At 66.6% G+C, this 25107-nt stretch carries 24 protein-coding genes; 21 read left to right on the forward strand and 3 right to left on the reverse strand.

Translation table 11 applies throughout. The features are described from left to right. The first annotated feature begins 265 nt into the window (after positions 1-265). The 4 genes from ACFQV6_RS27105 to ACFQV6_RS27120 all read left to right on the forward strand — a co-directional run bounded on the left by ACFQV6_RS27105 (position 266) and on the right by ACFQV6_RS27120 (position 4850). Positions 266-877, forward strand: a complete 612-nt coding sequence (locus ACFQV6_RS27105) for a hypothetical protein (RefSeq protein WP_378030411.1) — start codon at positions 266-268, stop codon at positions 875-877. 315 nt (positions 878-1192) lie between these two features. After that, complete coding sequence (locus ACFQV6_RS27110) at positions 1193-1930, forward strand: transposase (RefSeq protein ID WP_378030412.1); 738 nt, start codon at positions 1193-1195, stop codon at positions 1928-1930. Positions 1931-2317: 387 nt separating this feature from the next. Beyond that, on the forward strand, positions 2318-3712 hold the full coding sequence (locus ACFQV6_RS27115; protein ID WP_378030413.1) for a hypothetical protein: 1395 nt from the start codon (positions 2318-2320) through the stop codon (positions 3710-3712). A 331-nt stretch (positions 3713-4043) separates the two neighbouring features. Further along, positions 4044-4850 carry a hypothetical protein gene (locus tag ACFQV6_RS27120; RefSeq protein ID WP_378030414.1) on the forward strand — a complete coding sequence of 269 codons (807 nt, stop codon included), beginning with the start codon at positions 4044-4046 and terminating at the stop codon, positions 4848-4850. A 100-nt stretch (positions 4851-4950) separates the two neighbouring features. On the opposite strand, the gene ACFQV6_RS27125 is transcribed toward ACFQV6_RS27120, so the two are convergent. Continuing rightward, on the reverse strand, positions 4951-5406 hold the full coding sequence (locus tag ACFQV6_RS27125) for a barstar family protein (protein ID WP_378030415.1): 456 nt from the start codon (positions 5404-5406) through the stop codon (positions 4951-4953). A gap of 429 nt (positions 5407-5835) precedes the next feature. On the opposite strand from ACFQV6_RS27125, the gene ACFQV6_RS27130 reads away from it, so the two are divergent. From ACFQV6_RS27130 to ACFQV6_RS27200, 15 genes are all read left to right on the forward strand, one after another. Further along, positions 5836-6102 carry a hypothetical protein gene (locus ACFQV6_RS27130; RefSeq protein ID WP_378030416.1) on the forward strand — a complete coding sequence of 89 codons (267 nt, stop codon included), beginning with the start codon at positions 5836-5838 and terminating at the stop codon, positions 6100-6102. 177 nt (positions 6103-6279) lie between these two features. Next, positions 6280-6927 (forward strand): tyrosine-type recombinase/integrase, encoded by a 648-nt coding sequence (locus ACFQV6_RS27135; protein WP_378030436.1) that lies wholly within the window; start codon positions 6280-6282, stop codon positions 6925-6927. A 404-nt stretch (positions 6928-7331) separates the two neighbouring features. Continuing rightward, positions 7332-8396 (forward strand): hypothetical protein, encoded by a 1065-nt coding sequence (locus tag ACFQV6_RS27140; RefSeq protein WP_378030417.1) that lies wholly within the window; start codon positions 7332-7334, stop codon positions 8394-8396. After that, on the forward strand, positions 8396-8770 hold the full coding sequence (locus tag ACFQV6_RS27145; RefSeq protein ID WP_378030418.1) for a hypothetical protein: 375 nt from the start codon (positions 8396-8398) through the stop codon (positions 8768-8770). Before ACFQV6_RS27140 ends, ACFQV6_RS27145 begins: the two co-directional genes overlap by 1 nt. 113 nt (positions 8771-8883) lie before the next feature. Beyond that, positions 8884-10887, forward strand: coding sequence for a hypothetical protein (locus tag ACFQV6_RS27150; RefSeq protein WP_378030419.1), 2004 nt, complete (start codon positions 8884-8886; stop codon positions 10885-10887). A 16-nt stretch (positions 10888-10903) separates the two neighbouring features. Then, a complete protein-coding gene (locus tag ACFQV6_RS27155) occupies positions 10904-12418 on the forward strand; it encodes an SCO6880 family protein (protein WP_378030420.1) in 1515 nt (504 codons plus the stop codon). Further along, a complete protein-coding gene (locus ACFQV6_RS27160) occupies positions 12415-13989 on the forward strand; it encodes a hypothetical protein (protein WP_378030421.1) in 1575 nt (524 codons plus the stop codon). The genes ACFQV6_RS27155 and ACFQV6_RS27160 overlap by 4 nt, the downstream gene beginning before the upstream one ends. Further along, positions 13986-15848: a type IV secretory system conjugative DNA transfer family protein gene (locus tag ACFQV6_RS27165; RefSeq protein ID WP_378030422.1), complete on the forward strand. Its 1863-nt coding sequence runs from the start codon at positions 13986-13988 to the stop codon at positions 15846-15848. The genes ACFQV6_RS27160 and ACFQV6_RS27165 overlap by 4 nt, the downstream gene beginning before the upstream one ends. Beyond that, positions 15845-16468: a hypothetical protein gene (locus ACFQV6_RS27170; RefSeq protein ID WP_378030423.1), complete on the forward strand. Its 624-nt coding sequence runs from the start codon at positions 15845-15847 to the stop codon at positions 16466-16468. The genes ACFQV6_RS27165 and ACFQV6_RS27170 overlap by 4 nt, the downstream gene beginning before the upstream one ends. Beyond that, entirely contained in the window at positions 16465-16773 is a 309-nt protein-coding gene (locus ACFQV6_RS27175; RefSeq protein ID WP_378030424.1) for a hypothetical protein, read from the forward strand. The genes ACFQV6_RS27170 and ACFQV6_RS27175 overlap by 4 nt, the downstream gene beginning before the upstream one ends. Then, on the forward strand, positions 16773-17081 hold the full coding sequence (locus ACFQV6_RS27180; RefSeq protein ID WP_378030425.1) for a hypothetical protein: 309 nt from the start codon (positions 16773-16775) through the stop codon (positions 17079-17081). Before ACFQV6_RS27175 ends, ACFQV6_RS27180 begins: the two co-directional genes overlap by 1 nt. Further along, positions 17078-17572, forward strand: coding sequence for a hypothetical protein (locus tag ACFQV6_RS27185; RefSeq protein ID WP_378030426.1), 495 nt, complete (start codon positions 17078-17080; stop codon positions 17570-17572). The genes ACFQV6_RS27180 and ACFQV6_RS27185 overlap by 4 nt, the downstream gene beginning before the upstream one ends. Further along, the gene (locus tag ACFQV6_RS27190) at positions 17569-18657 is read left to right on the forward strand and encodes a M23 family metallopeptidase (protein WP_378030427.1); all 1089 of its coding nucleotides are present in this window, start codon (positions 17569-17571) and stop codon (positions 18655-18657) included. Before ACFQV6_RS27185 ends, ACFQV6_RS27190 begins: the two co-directional genes overlap by 4 nt. 409 nt (positions 18658-19066) lie before the next feature. Next, positions 19067-19543, forward strand: a complete 477-nt coding sequence (locus ACFQV6_RS27195; protein WP_378030428.1) for a MarR family winged helix-turn-helix transcriptional regulator — start codon at positions 19067-19069, stop codon at positions 19541-19543. A 1275-nt stretch (positions 19544-20818) separates the two neighbouring features. Beyond that, positions 20819-21919, forward strand: a complete 1101-nt coding sequence (locus ACFQV6_RS27200) for a hypothetical protein (RefSeq protein WP_378030429.1) — start codon at positions 20819-20821, stop codon at positions 21917-21919. On the opposite strand, the gene ACFQV6_RS27205 is transcribed toward ACFQV6_RS27200, so the two are convergent. Continuing rightward, positions 21916-22203, reverse strand: coding sequence for a hypothetical protein (locus ACFQV6_RS27205; protein WP_378030430.1), 288 nt, complete (start codon positions 22201-22203; stop codon positions 21916-21918). The two genes, ACFQV6_RS27200 and ACFQV6_RS27205, sit on opposite strands and share 4 nt — an antisense overlap. A gap of 24 nt (positions 22204-22227) precedes the next feature. Then, on the reverse strand, positions 22228-22395 hold the full coding sequence (locus ACFQV6_RS27210) for a hypothetical protein (protein WP_378030431.1): 168 nt from the start codon (positions 22393-22395) through the stop codon (positions 22228-22230). Between the two features lie 907 nt (positions 22396-23302). On the opposite strand from ACFQV6_RS27210, the gene ACFQV6_RS27215 reads away from it, so the two are divergent. Further along, positions 23303-23974: a transposase gene (locus ACFQV6_RS27215; protein ID WP_378030432.1), complete on the forward strand. Its 672-nt coding sequence runs from the start codon at positions 23303-23305 to the stop codon at positions 23972-23974. Next, positions 23974-24465, forward strand: a complete 492-nt coding sequence (locus ACFQV6_RS27220; protein ID WP_378030433.1) for a transposase — start codon at positions 23974-23976, stop codon at positions 24463-24465. Before ACFQV6_RS27215 ends, ACFQV6_RS27220 begins: the two co-directional genes overlap by 1 nt. The last annotated feature ends 642 nt before the right edge of the window (positions 24466-25107 follow it).

Below are 25107 nucleotides of genomic sequence, written 5' to 3' on the forward strand. Positions count from 1 at the left end.
CCGCTTGTTGATCCATTGCCCCCGAGCCCGCGGCCTAGCCACTTCGCGACCGAGCGCCGCCTCACCATTTGCACCCGCCCAGAGCCATGCGCCAGTTACACCATCGGTGCCGGTGTCGACATACACGGCCACCTCTGGTTCCCGGTCTTGAGTGCGACGCCCGCGACGCCGCGAATGGCGCCAGACCAAGCGCGTTGACCGGAGCCGGCCCGGCGCTGGTCAACCGCGATCTCAACGGCAAAGGCGGCGCCGACGGTCGTCAGTCGTGGTCGTCTTGATGCGGGCGCCGTTCCTTGATCCAGGCTTCGACGTCGTCGGCACGCCAGACCTTGCCGGCCTGCAGGTGCGCGGCCGGCTTCGGGAAGTCGTCGCGCTGGGTAATTTGATAGACACGTTGCCGACTGATCCCGCCGAGCCGCATCCGGACTTCATGCGCGCCCATCAGGCGCAACTGCTCGGACATGCAAAGGCGCGCGACATCAACATCGCGGGAGCAGCCGAGCGGCCCCGGGACGGCGTTCACCCTGTACCGATGCCGGCTGGCCTGGACAGCCTGCGTGAGCAGCGGCGTGCGCAGCGGGATCGGCCCGAATTCGGCGCTCTCGCCGGACGTGAGGCGGTCTTTCTGCGGCGCCCGTGGGACGAGCCCGACGAGACCGAGCCGCAGATCTACTACGAGCACCTCGGGCCGGACAACCGTCGGCTGCGACAGGTCGAGGTGTACGCGGACGAGACCGCGATCAGGACAGGCCCTGAAGACTGGCCACTCAACCCGCCGAACGATCTCTACGATCCCGACCTGGTGCAGTGGGCGACCAGCGCGGAGGATTTCGAGCAGCTGTGGCGGCAGGCTCCCGGTGAAGGTGAACAGCAATGATCTACATCGACACCCGTCGGCTCATGCATGCGATACCTCATGTCCGCGAGCCGAACCACCGAACCGCCTCTCGCCTTCCGTAACGATCGGATCGCGGCTACTTATCTACTGGTGGTACGACCGCAGCCCGGCCAGGCTTGGTCGAGGTGACCGGCGGAACGCTCTATCTGCGGCTGTCCACCGTGGTTTGGTGTGACACTCATTTGGCGTGCGACCCGCCGGTCACCGCGGCGCGGAGAGGATCAAGAGGGACTGCCCAGCTCGAAGTAGCGTTGCCCTCCCGCCGACGCTGTCGTCGGACTGGGAGGAATAGCAGTGGCGCGAGTCGTCATCGGTGTGGACCCGCACAAGCGGTCCGCAACCATCGAGATCATGAGCCACCGCGAGAAGGCCATCGGGCAGGGCCGCTTTGGCACCGACCGCGAGGGATACCAGGCGATGCTCGCTGCCGGCCGCAAGCACACCGACCGCATCTGGGCGGTCGAAGGCTGCAGCGGCATCGGCCGGCACGTCGCCCAGCGCCTGGTCGCCGACGGCGAAACCGTCCTCGACGTGCCCGCGAAGCTGTCCACCCGGGCCCGCGTGTTCGCCACCGGTCAAGGCCGCAAGACCGACCCGGTCGACGCCCACAGCGTTGCCGTCGCAGCGTTGCGCACCGACAACCTGCGGCAGGTGCCCGTAGAGTCTGCTGTTCCGCCTCGCCCGCACTCCGTGCGGTTCGTCCTGGAGATGGCCGTTTCTGCCCTATGGTGGTTCGCCGCGTGGGCAGGGTGCTACGTCTACGTCGCGTCCACGGCGGATGCGGTGCCCTCTTGCGATGGTTCGGGATGTTTTAGCTCGCGCGACTGGGCGTTGGCCGGAGTCATCTTCTACGGCTCCTTTCTGGCGCTGGTGGGCGCCGCACTTAGCGCCGCCGTCGTTGCAGTCGTCGTAGCGACCGCCAGCCGGCTGCGATGGCCGACGGGCGTAGTCGGCACCGCCGTCACCTGGACAGCCTGGTTGGTACTCGCCGGGGTGATCGCGCTTCTGGTCTCCTACCCCACACTCCGCTGACGCAATTGCGTGACTGCGGCTCGTCCTCGATCTGGATCTGGCCGCGATCCGCTCGCCACCGAGCCGTCACGGCTGCCGGGCGCCGAACGGTGCCCGCTCGTGCCGAGAACAGTGCACTGATGGTCATCGTCACGGCTCAGGTGAACACGTCGATCACTGTAGTGAAAACCAACGGAGCACCGATCCTTCGCCCCGATTGCGTTCGGATCACCGTGGAAATCTTGGTCGACGTGAGTGCCGGATGGCGACGGCCAGTCGTTCTATTGCCTGAGTTGAATGTTGCAGTAAGTGATACACCGGTTACGCGGTCACGGACCGACCCTTCCGTGAGAACGGCTCACTTATTCGAGCCGAGAAGCGGTGCAGTGTGTGGCTACCATCGGCTACGTGAGCAGAGCGCTGGGACGCATGGCAGCTATAGGGACGCTTGCGCTAATTGTAGCCTTCACTACGTCAAGTATGTGGATGAGCTACTTAGAAATTGAGTTGCCGTCCGGATATTCCAGAGCAGATGGAATCTATCTACTTGCGCCAAATGCGGAGAAAGTCGACAAAGCAAGAATTGAGTTTCAATCCTGGATGATATCCGGCGTTGAGCGCAACGAGCGGACTGCCGCCACGGATGCCCAGGTGCAAATGCTGTTCAGCATGAACGATCGGAGCCGTAGCGATTTTTACGTTGTATCAACGGGAAGCGCCGCCGAGCTCCTGGAAGATTGTACGTTCGACTCATGGAACGTCGCAATCAATGATATTTCCGGAAGTAACGCTAGAACGGCGGTCGCGGACATCTGGCACCACTCGTTCGCCGGAACTATTAGCAAGGTAATTCATGTATCGGTCCGCGGTGCTCCGGGATTCATCCAAGAGCTGACGTGTCATGGCGAAGGGGACCGATCGTGGGTGGCGGAGCGGAGTCAGCATTACATGCGGGCGCCACTCATGAGAGTAATTCCTTACGCTCCCAAAGGCGATCATCAAGGCATCTTTCACGCGCAAAATAACGGAGGAGAGATGCCGCGGCCTCAGCATGATTTTTGTGCGACCGTGCAGTTCCTGCTGACTAGGGGAAGCGTGTTGGACTACTCTTACCCCGCCACGTTTCGTGAGACTCCCGGAGGCCTGCTGTATCGCGGCGACGAGTCTATGTCGCCGCCCGGAGGCTTTGTTTCGACGCTCTCCTGGACCACGTGTGGAGTTCAGCTTATCGATTTGAACGGGAAGAAGGCGTTTGGTGTCGTCGACGGTTCGCTCGTCGACGTTGGGGTCAGTGATCTCCGAGAGAAGTCGACCGACGAACGGAATTTACTGCTCGGAGGTGCCGCTCTTGGTCTGATCGCCGCATTGCTCGTTGAAGTATTGGTTCCTTCACTTCAGTTGGGCCGGCATGCGGCATTGAAGTTCGCGTCGGTCTTCAAGTTATTCAGACGTCGGCTGCCTTTCCATTCGCGTAGCGCGCGTAGGCGCTTCCGCCAGTCTCCAACAGTCGAAGGGGCCAGGACCGCTCCGCCATCCGGACCACCTCCACCGCCCGCAATGCGAACGGAGGAGGAAGCATTCACGCTGGCGTGCATCGCCGCCCACAACCACTGCGCGGACATCAGTGCCGCCACGCTGAATTTGGACGGCCTACGCCTCGACTCGCTGCACACCAGCGATGGCCGGTGGGTCTTCACGCTGCGGGAGAGCGCCGGCCGCCGGTTCATGGTCAGCATCCCGCCCGCCCGCGACGGCGAATCGGACATCTCTGTCTTGATGTACCAAACCTGGCGCCGAAGTTGACCGCCCCAGCGGCTGTGGGACGACTCTGCGGACGCGATCCGATCTACCGCGGATACCGGCCCGGTGACAGCCACGCGAGGTTGGCCAGGGGCGTCAGGGTGCCGGGGATGGTGGGAACCGAGACGGCACCGCAACGTCGGCGAAAATGACTCATTGTCATGCCGATGAGAGCGCTTGATCAATAGTTCTGTCGTTACCGCATCCCTCGCTCTGATCATTCAGAGGTAGTTCCACCTAGGCCATCCGCATCGTCGTACTGACCGAAAGGTTGATACTACCGATCTTTAGTGTGGGAAAGATGGCGCCAACGTGCGATTTGAGAGGCAGAACGTTGTCCGACAAGCCTTCAGGCCCTGCCCACGGCCACGCCCTGCTCACCGCGCCCGGGGTGAGCGGCCTCGTCCTTATAATTTTCGGAGCCCTTGGGAGCGTACTCGAAATCCTTAACGCCACCACTGCTCGCATCCTGTGGTCGGTCGGCATCTTGCTCGTGGTTGTTGCGCTTTTGTGGCTGACGTCCGCCCTGCGCTATGTGGGAGATACGTGGAATAGATGGTGTGGATTCGCGGGCGCAATATTCCTCCTCGCGGGCTCCGGCATTCTCGGCTGGATTACGAACGCTACCTTCGCCGAGAAATCGCCGACACCGCCGCGGGGTGATCCAACGACTGCACCAAGCAACTCAGCATCAACCGCTCCTCCGCAAGACCCAGGAACAGCAGCCATCACCAGTCCGAAGAACGGCGCTGGCGTCGATACTTGCACGGTAGTAGTCCACTTCGATGGCGCTCCGGCAACTGGCAAGGCGTTCGTCGCTGTAACGAATCAAAAGGGCGCGGCCTATTACTTTGAGCCACAAATCAGTCCAGACGGTCCCAACAAATGGTCTGCAAGTGTCCAAGTCGGCGAAAATGACCTGACCAGCGACGAGGAATACACCGTTAGCATCTATCAGATGCACGAAGATTGGATCGAGTACCTCGGCACTGTTTTAGCGAACGCTGCAGCGGACTGGGACATAGCCACCCAGGTGGATGCCACATACTGGAATACTGATCGCCTACCTCCGGGCGCCGGGAAGCCATTGCACGCCATAGCCGTCCATCGAACGAAAGCCGACCCGAACTGTCCTGCATAGACGGGGCCAACCACGCAAATACTAAAACGTGATCCCGCTTTGACACTTCACTCTCATGCCGCAATCCGGTCGGAGCGGCCCGAAAGGTCAACTCAAGTGATCATCCCGCACCAGCGACTTCCTGCCTCAACAGGTCTGCCTGCTCATCGTCGTCGCACAGCAGCAACACCTTGAAGGCGATGGGCGTCTTGCTGAGCGGCGATGCCCAGTATCGGGCTGCCCGGGACAGGATCTGAAAGAGGGTGCGCCGATCCGGGGTGCTGCTCGACAGCAACTGTGATGCATCTTCGACAAGGAGGAGATGTCCTTCCGCGGACAGCCAGTTCAGATCACGCAGGCAATCAGACAGTGCATCCCAGTTCCAGCCGAAGTAATCGGGGAACAGCAGCGCGTCGGAAAACTCATACAATGCGTGGTCCGCATCGAACATCCTGGCGCCGTCGAGCCGAGCCACCACCATCCGCCCCGCCGCCGGCAGTACCGCCCCCACCTCTACCAGAGTGCTGCGCGAGCAAACAGCCAGATCCTCGGTAGAGCTGTACCACCAGTTCTTCACTGACCCTCACCATCACTGCCGTCCATGCGCCCAGTCTCCAGGAGACGACACCAGACGCCGGAACCGGCTGTACCAACATCCTCATCTGGCACCCTCTCTGTCAACCGGTGGCGGAGATTGGTGCTCTAGGGTGGGATTCGGCGGATCCGGGAAGCGGCTTCTCCGAAGTGTCGATCTTGGGGTTTGGGTCGGCCGCGCTGGATTGCAGAGTCGCCCCCACGTGTCCTTCTTGACCCATGAGTTCCGGCACACTCACATGCCGCCGCGAGCGCGATGGTTGGTGGCCGCAGAGGTGCCGAGCAGCGGTCATCGCTCGGGAAGAACCTCACGAAGGTGCACCGCTGCCCGGCACCTAAACAGGGTAGGCGTCTCGCATCACGGCCGGCCTCGGACTATCGGGGTCAGCTCTGGCCGGTCGAAGCGAGCGGTATGACAACCTCGACAGCACTCCAGTCCTACCCAACCTCTTCCGACTCGCACCTGCTGACGGCAGCGGTGGCTGCCTACCTCGGCCGCTACCGCGGCCAGTCCCGGATTCACACCGACTCGGACCTCAAGGTCTTTCTGCGCTGGTCAGCCAATCAGGCGCTGGATCCCCTGCGCGCGGCACGAACAGACATCGAGCGTTACGTGCGCTGGCTGCAGGACGTCCGGCTGTACCAGCCGTCGACGGGGTCCGGCGGCTGTCCGTGGTGATGGGCTTCTACCGCGTCTGCGTCATCGACGAGATTCTGCCGCACTCACCCGCCGACTACGTCCGCCGGCCACTGCCACTGGTCCCGCCCGAGTCACCCATCCTCGGTCTCAGCCATCTGCAGTTCGAGGCGCTGATCACCGCGGCCCGGGTTGTCGGTCAACATCGACGACTTCGCGTTGGTCGCGATGCTGGGCCTGCTCGGATTGCGGATCTTCGAGGCCTGCGGTGCCAACATCGCCGACCTCGGCGAGGAACACGGCCACCGAGTACTCAAGGTCCGAGGCAAGGGAGGCAAGGTTGTCCTGGTGCCGCTACCGCCGGTGGTAGCTCGGGCGATCGACCGCGCCGTCGACGAACGTGACGACGGCCCGATCCTGCGCAATGCCCGAGGCGCCCGGATGGACCGGCACGCGGCGACCCGGCGGCTCAAGCACCTGGACCAGACCGCAGACCTTCGGATCCCGAAAATGCACCCGCACATGCTGCGGCACACCTTCGTCATCCTGGACAACCTGACCGCCCACAATGGCAAGGCAACTAGGGCATGGGAGGACCGGAACAGGGTTGAGTTGTGTTTCACGCCGATCTACGCGGCTTGGGCGAACCCGATCGAGGCCCGGTTCCGGCCACTACGCACCTTCGTCATCGCCGGCTCCGATCGCTCGAACCACCCGGCGCTGTTGCGCCATCTGCACAACTATCTGCGCTGGCGCAACGCCAACGCCCGTCATCCCGAGGGCCTGGCCGCCCAACGCCGCGAACGCGCCCGCATCCGCAGCGAACGCCAACGACGCTGGGGCCAATCCGCCACCCTGGCCGCCTGACCCCCACATCTCAAACGTTCTTTGTCAGGGCACTAGCCCAGACAAAGAGCCGTGGTCAGGTGCCCTTTCGTGGGCTGCGGGACAACTGCGGACAACCGCGGACAACTATCGGCCAGGCGGACGCGGACGGCATCGTCGATCACGTGATCAACGCCTGTTCAAAGCGGTAGCCGGTCGCGCGGGGGCGCGCTGGTGTCATGCCGGGCAGCTGAGCCGCAGGGGTTTGCAGCTGTATCGGGGACCGTTGAACGGGTCACCGCGACACGACGATCTTCGCGGGTGTCTTGAGGGGTTGATCATCGGCTGCTGTTGAGGCGGTCGTGTCAGGAGCCGGCCGGCGGTGTTCGACCCCATCCGATCACCGCCGGCCTGCTACCGCGGTCATCGACCAGCCCGGGGGACGTATGTCATTGCCCGATCCGCCGCCGTTCGTCACCCGCGACCGTCGCAGCAACAGCTGCGCGGGTGCCGGTGGTGCTGCGCCGGTACATGTCAGCCTGGCTGCCGCGACTGGCGGCGGGCCGGCGAATGCGGTGCCGCCCGCGGGCGCTGCGCCGAACATGATCGCCGGCGGAGTGCCGAACATGCCGGTCGGTTGCGCAATCCGGCGCGAGCCACGCCCGGTGCCGAACCAGTTCGGGCCTGCATACGTTGCCGAGCGAGCCTGGCTTAATGCCGCGGCGTTGCGCCCTGGCGCGATGGTGGCGGTGTCGTCCGCCGACGGCGGTGTTGGCCGGTCGACGCTCGTTGCTGCGTTGGGTGGTCTGCTGGCGCTGGCGTCTCCTGAGCCGGTGATCGCCGTTGACATGGTTCCGGCGCCTTGGAACGGCCTCGGCGTGCGGGTCGGCTGGCAGAATTCGGCCACGGTGTGGGATGCCGTGCGCGAGCTGGGGTCGATCACCAGCCGGGCCGAGGTGGAGCAGTGGACGCAGCGTGGCCGGACCGGTTTGCTGGGTTTGGTCGGTGAGACTGAAGGTCATCAGCGGCGGCCGCCGCGGCCGGAGGAAGCCGCTGCCGTGGCGGACCGGGTCCGTGCGCTGTTCGGTCTGACGTTGTGTGATCTTCCGCCTGCCGTGACGACCGCGGTGTGGTGGTCACTTGCGGTGGCAACGGTGCCGGTGCTGGTTGCTCGGGCGAGTACTGACAGCTTGCGGCACACGCTGCGGCTTCTTACCTGCCTGGCGGCGGCCGGGTATGCGCGGACGGTTCGTGACTGCGTGGTGGTGATGATGTCGGTCGCCCCGTCAGTGCCGCGGCAGGTTCGGGCAGTCGCACAGCAAGTCGGTGACACCGCGGGCGCCATGGTGACTGTGCCGTACGACCCGCGCCTCGCCGTGCCGGAGCCGATCGATGCGCGGCTGCTGCGCCGGCGCACCCGTAACGCGCTGGTGCTCGTCGCCGATGCGGTGCTGCATCGGTGTGCCGCCGAGCGGCCCCTATCGGTTTCCTCGACCGAGGGGCGTGCCTGATGGCGTTGACGACGATCGTCTACGACTTGGCAGCCCTGCTGCACACGGTGGTGCTGCGGGCACCGGTGGATCCGACGCCGACGCCGACGCCGACGGGGACGCCGTTCGATTTTGATTGGGATCAGATCCGGCCGGATCCCGATGCGGTGCCCAAGACCGGGATCTTCTACGACATGGCCAACGCCCTGCTCTTCCTGGGCGTGATCGCGGCCCTGTCGGGCCTGCTCGCGGGGGCGATCGCCTTCGCCGTGGGGCCTATTTTCGGCGCCCACATCATCAGTGACCGCGGGAAAAGCATGATGTGGAAGGCTGGCCTGGCCGCGGTGATCGTGGGTTCAGCAACCACCATCATCACCGTGCTGCTGGCCAAGTGATGACCGCGATGTCCGCATGCCAGCCCCATACAGGCCCGCCGTGTGAGCGCGACGGCATCGGGCCGGACCCCAGGCCGGGGCGCCCGCGAGTATGGCGCGCCCTGCTGACCGCCGTGGCCGCCCTGGCATTCCTGCTCGCCTCCGCCGGAGTCGCCCGCGCCGCACCACAGGCGCCTGTGGTGGGTGCCGCGTGTGCGCAGAAGGCACCCGGCTCGGTCGCCTGGTGCATGCCGTGGGCGGTACGTGTCGAGACGCCGCCGGCCGGAAGCGCGTCGCATTGGGTCACCCAGTGCAGCAAGGCGACCAGCGACGACGAGCGCACATCGTGTGCTGCCGCTTCGGTCACTTTGGACGCGCCGCCGGCGGATGGCACCGCGTCGGTGCTGATGGACGGCCCCAGCGACAAGGACGGTGTCACCGCGCTGGTCAAGTGTGGGCTGTTCGGCGAGCAGATGAAAAATGAGCAGGACGCCACCCGCTTCGGCATGTGGCGCGACAAACACACTCGATGCTCACAGCAGGTCGCGACTTGGACGGCGGCAGCGTACGACCCCAGCCCGCAGGAGAAGGAATGCGGGAGGATCGAAGTCGGCTGCCAGATCACCGAAGGCACGCAGGACGCGGTCGAGAACGGTATCCGCTCCGGCGTCCAGGGCCTGGTCGACACGATCGTGCAGGCCGAGGTGTATCTGCTCGGCAGGCTCGCAGAGCTGGTCTTCGACGAGACGTCGATCGCTAGCGCGGATACAGCGTTCTACGCGGTCTACAACTCCGTCGCCGGCACTCTCGTCATGTTGATCTTCGTGTTCTTCATCATCGCGACGATTATCAACGGCTTGCGGATGCGCGGTGGGCCTACGCCCTTGGCGACACTCGGTGGCCTGGTGAAAGCGGTGCTGGGAATCACCTTTGCGGGTGGCCTGGCCTACGTGATCGTGGCGGCCTGGGATCAGGCGGCGATAGCGGTGCTGGAGGCCAACGCCCGCAAGCCGTGGGATGCGTCGAGGCCGGTCACCGCCATGACCAACCTGACCGCGGGCGGCTCGACGTTGCTGCTGGCGGGTTTGTTCGGGTTGCTGGGGATCATCGGGCTGGTCCTGTTGTTCATCATCATGCTGTTCCGGGGCCTGCTCACGACCGGAGCCGCCCTTTTCGGGGCGATGGCGATGACCGGTCTGGTGATGGAGGAGACCCGGCACTGGCCACGCCGGTGGTTCTGGACGGTGAATGCGCTCGGCAGCTCCAAATACTGGATCGTCCAGCTGTGGATCTATGGCGGCCGCTCGGCGTACGAGTCGGACGATCTGACCACGGTCCTGCAGTCGATGCTGTTGATCTGGTTGATGGTCCTCGCGCCGTTCATCATGCTCAAGCTCACCTCCATGTGGGACGGCTACCTGTCCGACGTCAACGCGAACGGGATGCTGTCCGCACTCGGCGGATCACTCATGATCGGCTCGAACCTCGCTGACGGTTTCCGTCAGGGCGCCCAGAGCGTCACCGGCGGCGGTGACGCCGCTGGGCTGATGGACGCGAACGCCTCCAGCATGCCCACGAACCCGGCCGGCCCGGTCGGGCAGATGACCGGCATCGGCGGCGGGCTCGGCCGTGATGTGGCGCAGGCCGCCGGCCGGGGCCAGGACGGCGGCGCCGTCGGCGAGCCCGTGACGAACGCGCCCGGCGATCAAGGCGCGGGCGCCGACGGCACCGACTCCCAGCACAACCCGATCGCTCAGGAAGCCGACGGGGTAGGTGCGGCCGGCAGCAGCGCCCAGCACGACCTGTCCAGCGGGGAGCTGACTGCGCCCGGTGACGCCGCCGGCGACGGTGGGGCGCTTCCGGTGACGCCGCAGGCGGCGCTCGGGGCTGACCCGACGGGCGTGACCAGCGGCGACACCACATCGGCCCACGGGGTGGGCGGCAACGGTGACCCGGCGAAGGCCGGCCCGGATGCGGACGGCAGTGACGCGTCCTCGCCCGGCTCTAGCGGCGACGCGCACCCCAGCGACCGCGACCAGCAGGCCTCGGGATCCGGCGAGTCCGGCAGCGGGGCCGCGCAAGCAGGCGGCGCGCGGGGTGCCTCCGTCGTGGCGGAAACGCCGATCGTGCCCCTCTGACCTGGGAGACAAAGCCATGACGAAGTTCGAATTTCCGCCGCGATCCTCGCGGGGCGCTGTGCTGGGATTCAGCTGGTCCCAGATCGCGATGGTGGTGGCCGGCCTGATCTCGGCGGTCGTCGGCCTCAACCTGCTCGTGATCAGCAAACCGGCCGCGGCCGGGATGTTCGCCCTTGCTCTGCTGCTGATCACCTTCGGGTTGCTGCGGATCAAGGGGCGGCGAATCACCGAGTGGGCGCCGGTCGTGATTGCCGCGCTGATCCAGCGACAAGGGCGCCAGCATCAGTACCGGGGCGGCCCGTATGGTGCCAACGCCATGGGCGAGCACCTGGATCTGCCCGGCCCGGCCGCGGCGTACCGGTGGCTGCCCGCGGTCGCCGCGGACGGCACCACCGAAGTCGGACTCTTGCAACACCGCAAGGAGAAGACGGTCACCGCGGCGCTGCTGTGCTTCGGCACCAACCTCATCCTCGCCGACCATGACGTACAGAGCCAGCGGTTGACCGATTGGGCACAGGTCCTCAACATCCTCGGCAGCGAGTACGCCGACGCCGGCCTGGTGCGGTGGGCAGTCACTACGCGGGCGGTGCCGGACTCCGGCAACCGGGCCCAGCGCTTCCTTATCCACCGGGCGGTGGATACCACGTCGGCGGCTTACCAATCCTTGGCTGAGCTCACCGCTGCCGCCGCCCCGGCAGCGCAACGCCACGAACTCCACCTCAGCGTGGTCTTCGACGCAGCCCGGCTGTCCGGGGAGATCACCGACGCCGGCGGCACCGACACCGCGATCGCCACAGTCGTCCTGGACCGGCTCACCGGGATCGAGGCGGCCGTCGCCGAGGCCGGAGTCACCACCGGCGGTTGGCTGTCGCCGCGAGCGTACGCGGCGGTGATCCGCACCCAGTTCGACCCCGACGACCAGGAGGTCGTCGACCTGCGCGGCAGCACCCGCCCCGGCGCCGACCGCACCCCGGCCGGGGTGGCACCGCGCCTGGCAGGCCCGGTCGCCGCACGCACGCTCGGCTGGCACACCTACCAGCACGACTCCGGATACTCCCGCACCCTATGGGTGGCGCAGATGCCCCGGCAGCAGGTGCCACCAACCTGGCTGACACCGCTCTACATGCGCACCACCTGCCGGCGTGCTGTCACCCTCGTCGCCCAACCGGTCCCCGCCCAGCTCGCCGCTCTGGCCACCCGCCGCGACAAAGTAGCCCGAGCCGGCGATGAGGTCACCAAACGCAAGCTGCGCCTGGTTCAGACCGCCGCCGAACGCGACGAAGCACGCGCGGTCGAGCAGATCGACGCCGAACAGGCCCAAGGTCACGTCCGCTACCGGTATGCGCTGCTGGTCACCGTCACCGCCGCCAGCGAGAAGGACCTCGACCGCGATATCCGCGCCGTCAAACGCATCTTGTCGCGGTCCGGCTGCGAGGCCGTCTCCCTGGCCGGGGAACAGGACCAAGCCTTCATGGCCGGGGCGCTGCCGCTGGCCCGCGGGCTCAAGCCGATGCGTGGGTGGTTCGCGTGAGCGCCCGCCGGCTCCGGCGCGAAGGCTCGCTCAGCGATCGGATCCAGCAGGTCGCCGAGGCCCGCGACCTCGCCCATGCCGAACAGGCATACCAGCGTGAACGGCGCGCTGTTGACCGTGACACCGAGCGTCTACTCGGTTCCGCTCCCGCCGGTTGGCGCGGCCAGCCCGGACGCATGGCAGGGCGGGTGGCATGGCGCCTGCGGCTGCCGCCGCTGGTCACCACCAGCGCCCAGCTCTGCTCGGTGTATCCGTTCGTCACCGATCCCGGCCTGCCGATCGACGGCCCGCTGATCGGCACGGAGGTCTACAGCCGCAGCGCGTTCACGTTCAGCCTGCACGAGCTGTACCGGCACAAAGCGCTGTCGGCGCCGAACATGGCGGTCACCGGCGAGATCGGAACGGCCAAGAGCAGCTTGCTGAAATGCCTGGCGTTTCGCGGGATCCCGTTCGGCACCAAGTTCTACTGCTGCGACGTCAAAGGGGAGTACGAACAGCTCGCCGCAGCGGCGGGCATCACCCCGGTCCGTCTCGGCCCTGGCCTGGGCACCGTGATGAACCCCCTGGCGGGGATCCGCCGGCACCCGGAGCAGACCGAACAGCAGTGGCGGCAACTCCAACGGACCCGGCGGCTCCTTCTCCTCGAGGGGCTTCTGGAGATCCAGCTCGGCGGGTCATTGCAGGAGGCCGAACGCAGCCTGATCGAGTACGCCGTCGACGCGGTCACCCGCGAAGGCGACGCCACCGCCGGCCGCATGGCCACCCCCACCTTGAGTACGGTGCTCGCCGCCGCCGGGAACCCGCAGTTGTGGCAGCACCGTCTCGACCAGCTCCACTACCCCCTCGACACTTTCATCAGCGACTCTCGCCGGGTCCGGCTCGCGCTGGAGCGGCTGATCGGCGGCGCTCTCGGCGGCGTGTTCGACGGCCCGGCCGAGTCGTCGGCCCGCCTCGACTTCGCGCAGCCGGGCGCAGTGGTCGACCTGCGCACGATCCGCGCCTCCGACGCGATGACCGCGATGGCGATGACCTGCGCCCAATCGTGGTTGGAGACCGAGCTGTCGGCGCCGGACGCGCCACCGCGGGTTTGCATCTATGACGAATTCGCGTTGGTGGCCAGGCATCTGCCGCTGATTCGCCGCATGCGGGAGCAGCTGAAACTCGCTCGCGCTTTCGGAATCGCGAACATTCTGGCGTTCCACCGGTTCAGTGACTTGGCTGCCTCAGGGGCCGCGGACTCCGAGCAGGTGCGGATCGCGCGCGGCCTGATCGAGGACTGCGGCGTGCGGGTCTCCTACCGGCAGGCCACGGGCAGCCTCGAACAAGCTAGGGAGTTTCTCGGTACCTCCGACGTCGAAACCGACCTGCTGCGCTATCTGCGCCAAGGCGTCGGCCTGTGGAAGATCGGCACCCGCTCCTACGTCGTCAAACACCAACTGTCCTCGATCGAGACGGCGATGGTGCACACCGACAGCCGCATGGAAGCCACCGAACCCGCCGACGACCTCACCCCACAGGAATACGACGAGCGCCTCGAAGCGGTCGCCGCAGGCGAAAGGCCCGGCCGATGAACAAAGCACCGCTGTCCGCCCCCGGCCACCGTCCGCCCCAGCAAGGCCACCTGCGCGCCGACATCTGGGTCCGCGTCGCGCTGCTGGTCATCACCATCACCGTCACCACCTTCGGGACTCTTTCGCTGTGGCTCGCCGGCCAGATCGGCGGCCTGCTGACTCACCTGTCCTGGCCGGACTCCGGGCCGGGCGACGCGCCCGGAATCGCCTTCCGGGTTCTCGCCCACCTGAGTGACCCGGCCCAGGCCTGGCCCGCACCGGCCCGCGCGAACGTCGCCCCCGCCTGGCTGCTCTACCCGCTATGGATTCTGCTGTTCCTGAGCACGCTGCTCGCCTGGTTCTTCGGCCTGGCCCGCATCGCCCGGCCGCGGGTCCGGCGCGCCGGCTTCGCGCGGAAGAAGAACATCGACGCGTCGCTGACCGCGAAGGCGGTGCTGGCCCGTGTCGACATCGTGCGGCCCGGCCTGACCATCACCGAAGCCGACGACGACGCCACCCGCGCCGCCAAACAGCAGCGGCGCAGCGACCCACTCGAGGTCGCCCGCTTCCTCGGCAACGACGCCGTCTCGGGCGAGCCGCTGTATCTGGCCAACGAATACACGCGGTTCGCGGCGGCCGTCCCGCGGTACGGCGGCAAGACCACCCGCTTGGTGATCCCGACCGTGGTCGATGCCCGCGGCGCGGTTCTGACCACCTCGACCCGCCTGGATGTCGCATCGCTCACCTACCAGCAGCGGGCGAAGATCGGCCCGACCCACATCTTCGAACCGCAAGGTGAGCTCCCAGGCGTTCCCCGACTGCGGTGGTCACCGATCGAAGGCGCCCAGGACCAGATCGTGGCGATGCTGCGCGCCCAAGGGTTCGCCGACGGCTCCGGCATCGGCGACGAGAGCGTAGAAAACGGCAGATGGTTCCGCGACCAGGCCGCCACGATCCTGCGCGGCCTACTGCACGCCGCGGCACTCGACGAGAACGCCACCATGACCGATGTCCTGGCCTGGTCGCAGAACCCCAACAACGCCCGCCCGGAACGGATCCTGCGCCACCACGGCGTACACAACTGGGCCGACCGGCTCACCCGGCACCGCGAAACCACCGGCCGCGCCCGCGACACCATCCAATCAGTGGTGTCCGGCGCGCTGGACGCCTTCAACGATCCCCGCGTACTGCTGGCCTGCTCGCCACCGCGCGGCACCGAATTCAAGCCGGTCGAGTGGCTGCGCGAATCCGGCACCTTGTATCTGGTCGGCACCCGTGATGCGCAGGCTCTGATCGCGCCGCTGATGGCCGCAGTCACCGAAGACATCCTCTATCAGGCGAGGCGGCTCGCCCTGCGCAGCGACGGCGACCGCATCGAACCGGCCTTGTACTTCGTCGGCGACGAGATCGCGAACATTGCCCCGATCCCGTCGCTGCCGTCGCTGATGAGCGAGGGCGGAGGATCCGGCATCTCCGTCGACGTGTTCACCCAGAATCGCCACCAGCTTCGCCAGCGCTGGGGCGACAAGGGCGGTCAGGCGATCGCGGATTCCGCTAACGCCTGGCTGCTGATGGGCGCCTCGACCGACGCCGGCGCGCTGCGCGACGCCCAGGCGGTGGCCGGGCAGATCACCGACATCACCTCCGGCGCCTCCTGGGGCAGCGGCCGGGCCAGTGTCAACGAATCCGCCCGCCGGGAGCACCTGCTCGACCTGGCGGACCTGCGCACCCTCGACGAGGGACGGGCGATCGCCCTGATCGGCAACCTACCGCCGATCGAGCTGAAGATCCCCGCCTGGTACGAACGCCCCGACGCCGGCGAACTCAAAGAAGGCCGTCAGGCGTTCCGCCGGATGCTGGCCGACGGCGGCAGCCGATGAGCGGCTACGACTTCGAACTGCCGCCGGACGCCCCACCGGACATGGCCGCCATCGCCGAACTCGGCGCCGGCCTCAACCGGCTCACCGCCGCCGTCGACACACTGCACCGGCAGCACCTCGAACTCCGCGACGCTGTCACCGCCCGCCCTGGCACGGCCGGCGGCGGACAGCGCAAGGTACCCGCCGGGATGCCGTGGCCGCTGCGCTGGGACGACCTGGACCGCGACGCCGCCGCGCAAGCGTGGGCGTGGCTGATCGACTGGGTCGGCTGGCTCGTCGACCGATACGAGATCGCCGAAGAGATTCCCGCCTGCTGGTACCGGCACGGCCCGCTCATCGAAGAACTGACCGCGCTCGCGGCCGGCTGGCACACCGCCTACGACGACAACGCCCGCGGCGACGAACCGCTGATCTGGCACGAACGCCTCGCCCGCAGCCGAGCCCGGCTGCGCGACTGGGACGACTTCACCCGCTGCCGCAACGGCGAACACGCCGATCACAACCTCGACCTGCGCTGGCCCGACAACTGGACGGACACCGCCACGACGGCCGCCAACGCCGATCTGGCCGGCCGACCGCAACCCACTACTGCCGGGCGCACGCGTGAGGAGGCGTCATGAGCCAGCCGGCGCCGGTCACCACCGAGCTCGACTGGGACCGCCTCAACGGCACCCTGCGACTGATCGGCAACGACATCAACAACCTCTACCAGCGCATCAACGGCGACGAAGAACCCGACCCCGAAACGACGGAGGAAATCGTGCCCGAACCCGAGTACGAACTCGATCCCGCCGACGACCCGGACACCCAGCACCGGGACGAGGACGAACGCCAGCAGCGGCTGGAATACGAAATCGACGGCGAGGCCGACGGCGACTACGACCGCGACCCGGCCGATCCCCAGGACCCTGAGATGGACGCCTGATGACCGTCACCCACACGACCGCGGCCACGCCGGGCACCCCGGACACCTACGGACCGCACGGTGATAACGCGACCGTTGACCACAGCGATCGGCTGCTGACCGACGGCGATGACCGGTACTTCGCTGTGCTGCGGGCTCTCAGCGCCCGAGCGGTGGCTGCCAAGGCCGCCATGCTGGACGCGCACTTGGCTGTCACCCACCAGCAGCGGACGGCAGCCCTCGTCGACCTACACCACCTGCTGCGCGGCATGGGCGGCATCGTCAACGACGCCCTCGGCACCATGAATGAGCGGCAGGAACCGCGATGAGGACCGCCTTGCTGTCGACAGCAGGCGCGATCGTGACGCTGCTGCTCGCCGCCGGCTGTAGCAGCTCCGACACGCCGCAACCAGTACCGGCTGGCACGGCGGCGAGCAGCACCGTACCTGCGGTGGACGAGGGCGACCACGACCATGACGACGGTCCCGGCGCCGCACCCAGCGCCCCACCAGCACCGGCCGCGATCGACGCCGCGACCGGCTACGTGCAGAGGTGGGCGCGACCCACCCTCGACCAGCCGACCTGGCTTGCCGGATTGCAACCGCTGGTCCTGCCGGCCTACGCCCCGTTGCTCGCCGACACCGACCCGGCCAACGTCGCGGCCACCACGCTGACCGGCGCACCCCGCGCCCCGTCCTCGACCACCGACACCGTGGTCGTGGACGTACCCACCGATGCCGGCCCGATCCGGGTCACCGTGGTCGCCGCCAGCGGCCGGTGGCTGATCGCGAGCGCAGCCCCCGCCCCGGAGCCGTCATGAAAGCGCTCAAGTGGATCGCGGTGCTCACGGCGCTACCGCTGCTGCTCTGCGTCGGAGCCGTCCTGGTAGCCACCAGCGACGAACCCGCCCAAGCCAGCTGCACCACGGTCACGGCGTCCAGTCAGCCGAACATCCGCGACCATGTCGGCGCCGTCGGCACCTGGAACTCGGCCGCCGTCGACAACGCCGCGATCATCGTCGCCGTTGGCCAGCAGAAGCAGATCCCGGCTCGCGGCTGGGTCATCGCCGTGGCCACCGCCATGACCGAATCACGGCTGATCAACACCAGCAAGGTCACCGACCACGACTCGGTCGGGCTTTTCCAGCAGCGGCCCAGCCAAGGCTGGGGAACCCCGCAGCAGCTCATCGACCCGGTCTACACCTCCACCAAGTTCTACAACGCCCTGGTCAAGGTCAAGAACTGGGAGACCCTGCCACTGACGGTCGCTGCCCAGAAAGTGCAGCGCTCCGCGTTTCCCGACAGATACGCGAACTTTGAGAATGACGCCGAAGAGGTAGTCCCGCCGGTGACTGGTGCCGCGTCCATCACCGACCTTCCCGGCGCCAGCCTCGCCGACTGCGGCACACCCGCAAGGGTCTCCTCAGGCGGATGGACCCAGCCGGTACCCGACGGCATCGTCTCCGGCTTCCGCACCTCCGAGCGGCCCACGCACCAAGGCGTTGACCTCGGCTCCGACCGCAACGACGTCATCCGCGCTGCTGCCGCGGGCAAAGTCGTCTACGCCGACTGCGACGGCTCGACCGGCAACTGCAACATCGACGGCGACCCGGACACCACTAAAGGCTGCGGCTGGTTCGTTGAAATCCTGCACGCTGACAAGGTTGCTACCCGCTATTGCCACATGGTCAGGCGGCCGTCGGTCAAATACGGCCAGCAGGTCCAGGCCGGAGACACGCTCGGCCTGACCGGCAGCAGCGGCCATTCCTCCGGGCCCCACCTGCACTACGAGCTGCACCTCGATGTGAGCTGCGGGGGAACCCGCTGCCAGCTGCGGTCGCACAACGCAACGGACCCCGTTGAATTCATGAAGAACGCAGGCGCTCCGCTAGGTAAATCCGAGTGACTGATCCCCCCGGACACCAATCCCTCGCAGCCAGTTCTGCTCCTCTCGACGCCCGTTATCCAGAAGCGTCGCTCACAAGGGTCAACGAGATCTCCTCGAGACAAGCCGCTCGAGAGAGGAGTTCGCGATGCGACTGAGCGTCGCGATGACGGGCCGGCCGGCACGCTACAGCCGCATCCTCGCCGGTAACCCTGCCAACACGCCACAGCGCAACACCGCACAGCGCTTACCCGTAGCCCACCGACATCGCCGAAGCCGGCGCACGCGCCGATAGAACTGCCCTCCGACGAGCACCAAACGGATGACAACCCAAGCACGCACCGCGGCCACATGCCTCCCGAGCACCTACTTCAGTACCCCGGTCTCGCCTTCAGCGCGGTATACCCTTTCAACCAGGACGGAACTCGACGTGCCTACCGGCCACCACACGGAACAGGTCCCAGAAGCCGCAGACACACCAGCCACATTGCGCGGCATCACCGCGCTGTGCCGGGCCAGCAACCTGATCCGCCGGGAACTGGAACGCGTCGTCCTCAGCGATGCCGAGCTGACCTGGAGCAGCTACGACGTCCTTCAGCTGGCGATCAGCCGCCGCCCCATCGACACCCGCACCGTCGCCGAAATCTCCTGCCTGACAAAGGGTGCGGTCTCGATCTGCGCCAACGGCCTCGAGAGTCGCGGCTTGCTCCGCCGCGGACGCCACGCGGAAGATCATCGGCGGATCCTGCTACACCCGACCGCTGAAGGGCTGCGCCTCATCACCGATGTCCGGCACCGACTCAGTGCCGAAGCGCAACGACTCCTTCAACATCCACCCGGTGGCGTCAGCCATGATGCGGTCGCCTTGATCCTGCATATCACCCGGACGCTAGAATCCGCCGCGTAGCAGGGCAAGGAATCGCAGCGGCAACAAGGCCACGGACTTTTGTTTTCGAGGGCAGTGTCGCTCTCGCCGTCCTTCAACTCTAGATCCGGACGGCGCCATTTCCGCTTGAGGTGACTTGGCCTAGTCGAAGGTGCTGGGGCGTGCGCTCGCAGACGTACCGACGCGCCATTGGCTGCTGTGTAGTAGTTGGTGGCGTACGCGGCTTTATACCTCAACGGGTACGCCGAAACTGGCCGCCAGGGGAGAAATCCGTGGCCGCCAGCAGGGACGACTACCGGCCGCCTCTGGGGCGAGCTGATTGGCCATTGGCAACATGTCCTGGTCCGGCACCAGCAACGAGGATGTGATCGAGTGGTTCATCGACCGGGCACTCACCAGCCGCGGTGGGGTCGTCCTGAGGCAAGCTACTGACGACCTCTGTGCGATCGATCAGCCCACGTAAGCCGCACGGATAGGTGGCCGTCGTTTCGGGATCTCGTTGTACCACTCCCAGTGTGGTTCGCCACCTTGCTGTACCGGCCGGTGGCAAGCGCACGTCCACTGCTCACCGGGATCACCCGCGACCGGCGGCCAGAACCGGATGCGCAAAGCCTCCACCTGAGGATCTTCTCGGCTCCGCTCCAGGAAGACCTCCGCCGTGGAGCCGCCCTCGACGAGTGTTCCGACACCGGGTGAGCGGGCTCCACGACTGGCCGGTGATCGCCTGTTCTTTGACCCGGTAAGTGCGGTCCAGCGTGAACTTGAAGAACCTTCCTCCGTTGCGCTTGAAGAAGACCGCTCCCGGCATGTCCGGTTCCTGCGGCCGAAGTTCACGATGGTCGCGTTCAACTTCATCTTTCGCTACGACAGCTGCTGATTGAGCGGAGCTATCTGCGTGCCTGGCCGAGTCTTGGGCTGCGTCGGCAGCCCGGTTCGATGCATCAGCAGACCGCCCAGCCTCGATCGCGGACGTGTCGGCAGCGTTGGCATCGCGCCGCGCGACGATAAGCGCGCCAGCGGAAGTCGCCAGGGCAAATAAGCTGATACGGCGTGATCGGCCTGACCAAGAGCGCCGCAGTCGAGTACGTAACGTACCCGTACTCGGATAGCCGAACATCCACGCCGGTCTGCCGCGGCGATCCCAGCTACGGCGGCACCGCGACAGCGACGGTGGCGGCTGCAAATAGCGCCCCACCGGCCGGACACCACGGCCCCGCTGTTCCCCGCGGTGGGCACATGTCGGCGTAAGAGTGACCGGCGTGTTGCACCCCTAGCGGTACCGGGTTAGATGTCGGCATGGCGTACCGCCTCCCCGAGCACCCGGAGCTTGTGCCGCAGCCGCCCGGGCCCGGCGCGGAATGCATGGACGTGGAAGGCGGCGATGAAGCAGGCAAGCGTTCAGCCCGGTGGTGGTCCTGGCCCCTACGGTTCCCGTTCTGGACACTCGGCGTGGCCGCAGCGATCGCGCTCGGCCTGAACTGGCCGGACTACCACCAGCTGCTGCGCGCATGGCTGGCCGGAGCTGTCCCCGCCGACCTCACCTTGTGGGGCTATGGCCTGCACTGGTGGGAACGACTCGGCAAGGTGTTGCAGTTCGTCGGCGGCCTCACGGTGATCCTCGACTTCGTCGATCAGCAGAAGCTAAGGGAACGGGCGGCGCAGCTCGATAAGACAATGGCGAACCTGTCGATGCTGCGCCGCCGCGGCGCCATTCTGGCCACGGTGGAGGAACGGGAAGGCTGGATCCGCGACGAACTGATCCACCGCAGCGTCATACAAACGCCGTCGCTTGTCTTCAGCGGGTCGGCCGTGGTGACCGAGTACCTGAACGAGGGCCCAATCGATGAACCCCCACCAGACATGCTGTTCGGGTCCACTGACGTGGCGGAATTACGAAGCGTGTTCATCGGTGAACGTCACGAGGAATGCACCTGCCGCAAGAGGCACGAGAAGCTGTGCACCGATCAGAAACGGCTACTCAACACCCTGATTGCGCAAACGGTGGCACGCACCCTGCAGCCAGAGGAGAAAGAGCAACTGGATCACACATTGTCCGACATGCGCCAAAACCGTGCACGTGAACGGCTACCCCGTACGTTGTTTCTGCTGGTCGAAGCAGCGCTGATAGCAGCAGCCTTGGCGGCTAGCGCGAGGGGAAGCGCATGGAGCCTGGTCTACCTGGGCGCATTCACGGTGGTCGCGATGATAGGGCTGGTCGTAATGACAACTGAGTCTCTCCAGTACGCGATCGCTATCGCCGTTCGTCTCCGGCCGGCCGCCGCGTGGCGGCTGCTCCTGGCGGAACTGCTCGACCAGCGCCGCCCCGGGCATCGGCTGCGCAAGCTCGGGTTCACGCTGCTGATCGTAGGGTTCCAGTTCGACCTGCTCAGCTCCTAGACGGCGATGTCTTCGGGCACCCGCCAGTTCGGGTGCGGGTCCTCGTCCGGATACGGAGTCTGCGACGCGCCCGACGTGGCCCGCAGCAGCATGCGAGTGCCGTCCGCGCACACCAGGCTCACGCCAGCGGGTACGGTGCCGCGCTGGTCGGTCGGGCCAAGGTTCTCGAGGGCAACCAGCCGCGACGCCTTGATCTGCGGCGGGCTGGCCACCTGCAACAGATGGGCGGCCAGCACGGCGATGCGCTGCGCACCCAGCCGCGGCGGCGGCAGCTGCTCGGGCACCTCGAGCGGCGTCTCAGCGTCCTTTTAATTCGCGACCCACAAGAACATGTGGGCGTCGCGCTGGTCCTTCACGTCGATGCCGGCGGGGGACTGGTCGGTGCCTTGCCCGTACCGGCGCACCTCGGTGATATCGGGGTGACCCGCGGCTACGAAGAGGCGTTCGAACACGTCCAGCACTTCGGTCAGTTCCATACGGCCCCCATGATCAGCTCGTGGGGGAGTCTAGCGGCGGCTCACCGGCCGGTTCTTCACCGCGCTGCCCGATCTCAGCTACGAGGGCCTGCATCCGGCGAGCCTCCTCTGCGGCGCGACGGTGCCGCCGTTTCTCGCCCGGATGATTGTGTCAGCGAGAACCGGAGCCGTTTGTAGGCGAGTTTCAGAGCCAGGTCCAGCCGGTAGGCATGATCAATGTTGGTGAGTTCGAGCGCCACTCTCGTGCGAGTCAGACTTCTGCCGAAGGCTTGGTCCCGGCGGGCTCGGCCGGGTCTCCAGACGTTGCCGGGTAAGTGCGCGCATGTCGATTAGCCAGCCGGGGTCCGCCGGTGATGCTCCTGGCTTGCAGGAGGGCGTCGACCTCACGGTGGACTGCGGGGTTGGCGCTGGCGAAGAACTTTTCGCAGATCCTGAGAAGTAGTGGCAGCAGGTCGTCATTGGGTGCGTCGGTGTCCACGAGCCGGCCGCCTCAGGATGCTTCGGCGCGGGCTCGGGTCTGCGCGAGACGGTAGGAGTCGGTGCCGGTCTCGACGCTTCTATGGTCTGTCAACCCTGTCGGGGCGGCCACCATCAGAGCACCACCTGTTAGCCGCAATGGGGCAAGCAGAGCAACAGATGTGTAGCCGTCAGTCACTGCGACGGGTGGGCGCGAAGCGCGGATCGCGGCTACCTATTGAGTGATTGCACGACCGCAGCCCGGCCAGGTTGGGTCGAGGTGACCGGTGGAGTCGCTCTCATCGCGGCTGCCCACCGCAGTTTGGTGTGGCTCTCATCTGGCGTGCGCCCCGCCGGTCACCGCGGCGGCGAGAGGCTCAAGAGGGGACTGCCCAGCTCAAGGTAGCGCTGCCCTCCCGCCGACAGACACCGTCGGATCGAGGAGGACACGATGACCAAGGTCATTATCGGCGTGGACCCGCACAAGCGTTCCGCCACCATCGAGATCATCAACGCCCGGGAGAAGACCGTCGGGCAGGGCCGGTTCGGCACCGACCGTGACGGCTATCAGGCCATGCTCGCCGCCGGCCGTCAGCACAAAGACCGCCTCTGGGCGGTCGAGGGCTGCAACGGCATCGGCCGGCACGTCGCCCAGCGGCTGGTCGCCGACGGCGAAACCGTCGTCGATGTGCCCGCGAAGTTGTCGGCCCGGGCCCGGGTGTTCGCCACCGGTCAAGGCCGCAAGACCGACCCGGTTGATGCCCGCAGCGTCGCGGTGGTCGCCCTGCGCACCGAAGGCCTGCGGCAGGTCGTCACCGACGACACCACCGTCGCGTTACGCCTGCTCGTCGACCGCCGTGACCAGCTCGGCCGGGCCCGCACCGAGGTGGTCTCCCGGCTGCATCACCTGCTGCTAGAGCTGGTGCCCGGCGGCGCGAAGAAGGACCTGTCCGCCCAGCAGGCCCGCGCGCTGCTCAACACCGTGCGGCCACGCGACGTGGTCGGCAAGACCCGCCGCTGGCTCGCCTCGGAACTGATCCACGAACTGGTCGTCATCGACAAAAAGATCAAGATCGCGAACAGGAACTCACCGAGCTGGTCGACAGCACCGGCAGCAGGCTGATGGATTTGACCGGCATCGGACCCTCCGGCGCTGCCCGGCTGCTCGGCGACATCGGTGACATCGCCCGCTTCGCCGACCGCGCCCATTTCGCCTCCTGGAACGGCACCGCCCCGATTGACGCCTCATCCGGCGAGCAGACCCGGCATCGCCTATCGCGCGCGGGGAACCGGCGCATCAACCGGGCGCTGCACATCATGGCCATCGTCCAACTACGCCGTGACACCGAAGGCCGCCGCTACTACCGGCGCCGGCTCGCCGCCGGGAAGACCCCGATGGAGGCCCTACGCGCACTGAAACGACGTCTGTCCGACATCGTCTACCGGCGGATGGTCGCCGACGCCCGGCTGCTCAGGACGGGCCCGGGAGGACACGTGGGGGCGACTCTGCAATCCAGCGCGGCCGACCCAAACCCCAAGGCCGGCACTTCGGAGAAGTCACTTCCCGGACCCGCCGAATCCCACCTTAGAGCACTAATCCCTGCCGGCGGTTGACAGAGAGGGGTGCCAGATCCGGATGGGCGGGGGCCACTGTGCCAGGATGAGGCATGGGTCATCAGCCCGAGCATTCAGAGTCTTTCGCCGGCCTGCTACGTGCAGCGAAGTCGGATGGCTCCGATCGAGAGCATGCTGCCGAGGCCTGGCCGCGCCCCATCAGCGACGGCCACTGGATCGATGATCGTGGGGTCTATTGGCAGATCCGCGGGCGAGGGATCGAACCCGTGGGTCCGCCGTTGCGGCGCCTCCTGAAGCGCGCTGACCTCCGCGTTCTGCACGCCTACGGCGCTCACCCATGCGAGGTTTCTGGTCGGGAACGTGAAGCACTACTGGAGCGAGTAGGACGCTTCGCTGCTGGCGACGCCCCTGCCCATAGTGCTTTCCGGCTGGCGGAGTTCCGCAGTGACGATCGCCAGGCCATGCTCGTCGTAGAAGAAGCGTGCTGAACATCCGGATTTCGGCAAATCCGGACGCTGTCGCAGGCTGCGCCGCCGCTACTGTTGGTAGTCGTGAGCCCAGGATCGCCGGCCGAAGTCCGCCAACTGTCTTGGACAACTTCCGCTGGCTCTGAGCGTTGGTGTTGGTCCCACTTGGGCATGAGTTCCGGACCCAGGTCTCGTCCGGCGATTCTTGTGGGCA

The organism is Actinoplanes sp. GCM10030250, assembly GCF_042666575.1.
In the GTDB taxonomy this organism is placed as follows: Bacteria; Actinomycetota; Actinomycetes; order Mycobacteriales; family Micromonosporaceae; genus Actinoplanes.

What these genes read in the sequence shown, in the direction of transcription:
- ACFQV6_RS27130 (WP_378030416.1), top strand. Translation starts at nt 5,836, where the DNA reads ATGACAACCTCGACAGCACTCCAGTCCTACCCAACCTCTTCCGACTCG.
- ACFQV6_RS27140 (WP_378030417.1), top strand. Translation starts at nt 7,332, where the DNA reads ATGTCATTGCCCGATCCGCCGCCGTTCGTCACCCGCGACCGTCGCAGC.
- ACFQV6_RS27145 (WP_378030418.1), top strand. Translation starts at nt 8,396, where the DNA reads ATGGCGTTGACGACGATCGTCTACGACTTGGCAGCCCTGCTGCACACG.
- ACFQV6_RS27155 (WP_378030420.1), top strand. Translation starts at nt 10,904, where the DNA reads ATGACGAAGTTCGAATTTCCGCCGCGATCCTCGCGGGGCGCTGTGCTG.
- ACFQV6_RS27165 (WP_378030422.1), top strand. Translation starts at nt 13,986, where the DNA reads ATGAACAAAGCACCGCTGTCCGCCCCCGGCCACCGTCCGCCCCAGCAA.
- ACFQV6_RS27170 (WP_378030423.1), top strand. Translation starts at nt 15,845, where the DNA reads ATGAGCGGCTACGACTTCGAACTGCCGCCGGACGCCCCACCGGACATG.
- ACFQV6_RS27175 (WP_378030424.1), top strand. Translation starts at nt 16,465, where the DNA reads ATGAGCCAGCCGGCGCCGGTCACCACCGAGCTCGACTGGGACCGCCTC.
- ACFQV6_RS27180 (WP_378030425.1), top strand. Translation starts at nt 16,773, where the DNA reads ATGACCGTCACCCACACGACCGCGGCCACGCCGGGCACCCCGGACACC.
- ACFQV6_RS27185 (WP_378030426.1), top strand. Translation starts at nt 17,078, where the DNA reads ATGAGGACCGCCTTGCTGTCGACAGCAGGCGCGATCGTGACGCTGCTG.
- ACFQV6_RS27190 (WP_378030427.1), top strand. Translation starts at nt 17,569, where the DNA reads ATGAAAGCGCTCAAGTGGATCGCGGTGCTCACGGCGCTACCGCTGCTG.
- ACFQV6_RS27200 (WP_378030429.1), top strand. Translation starts at nt 20,819, where the DNA reads ATGGCGTACCGCCTCCCCGAGCACCCGGAGCTTGTGCCGCAGCCGCCC.
- ACFQV6_RS27210 (WP_378030431.1), bottom strand. Translation starts at nt 22,395, where the DNA reads ATGGAACTGACCGAAGTGCTGGACGTGTTCGAACGCCTCTTCGTAGCC.
- ACFQV6_RS27215 (WP_378030432.1), top strand. Translation starts at nt 23,303, where the DNA reads ATGACCAAGGTCATTATCGGCGTGGACCCGCACAAGCGTTCCGCCACC.
- ACFQV6_RS27220 (WP_378030433.1), top strand. Translation starts at nt 23,974, where the DNA reads ATGGATTTGACCGGCATCGGACCCTCCGGCGCTGCCCGGCTGCTCGGC.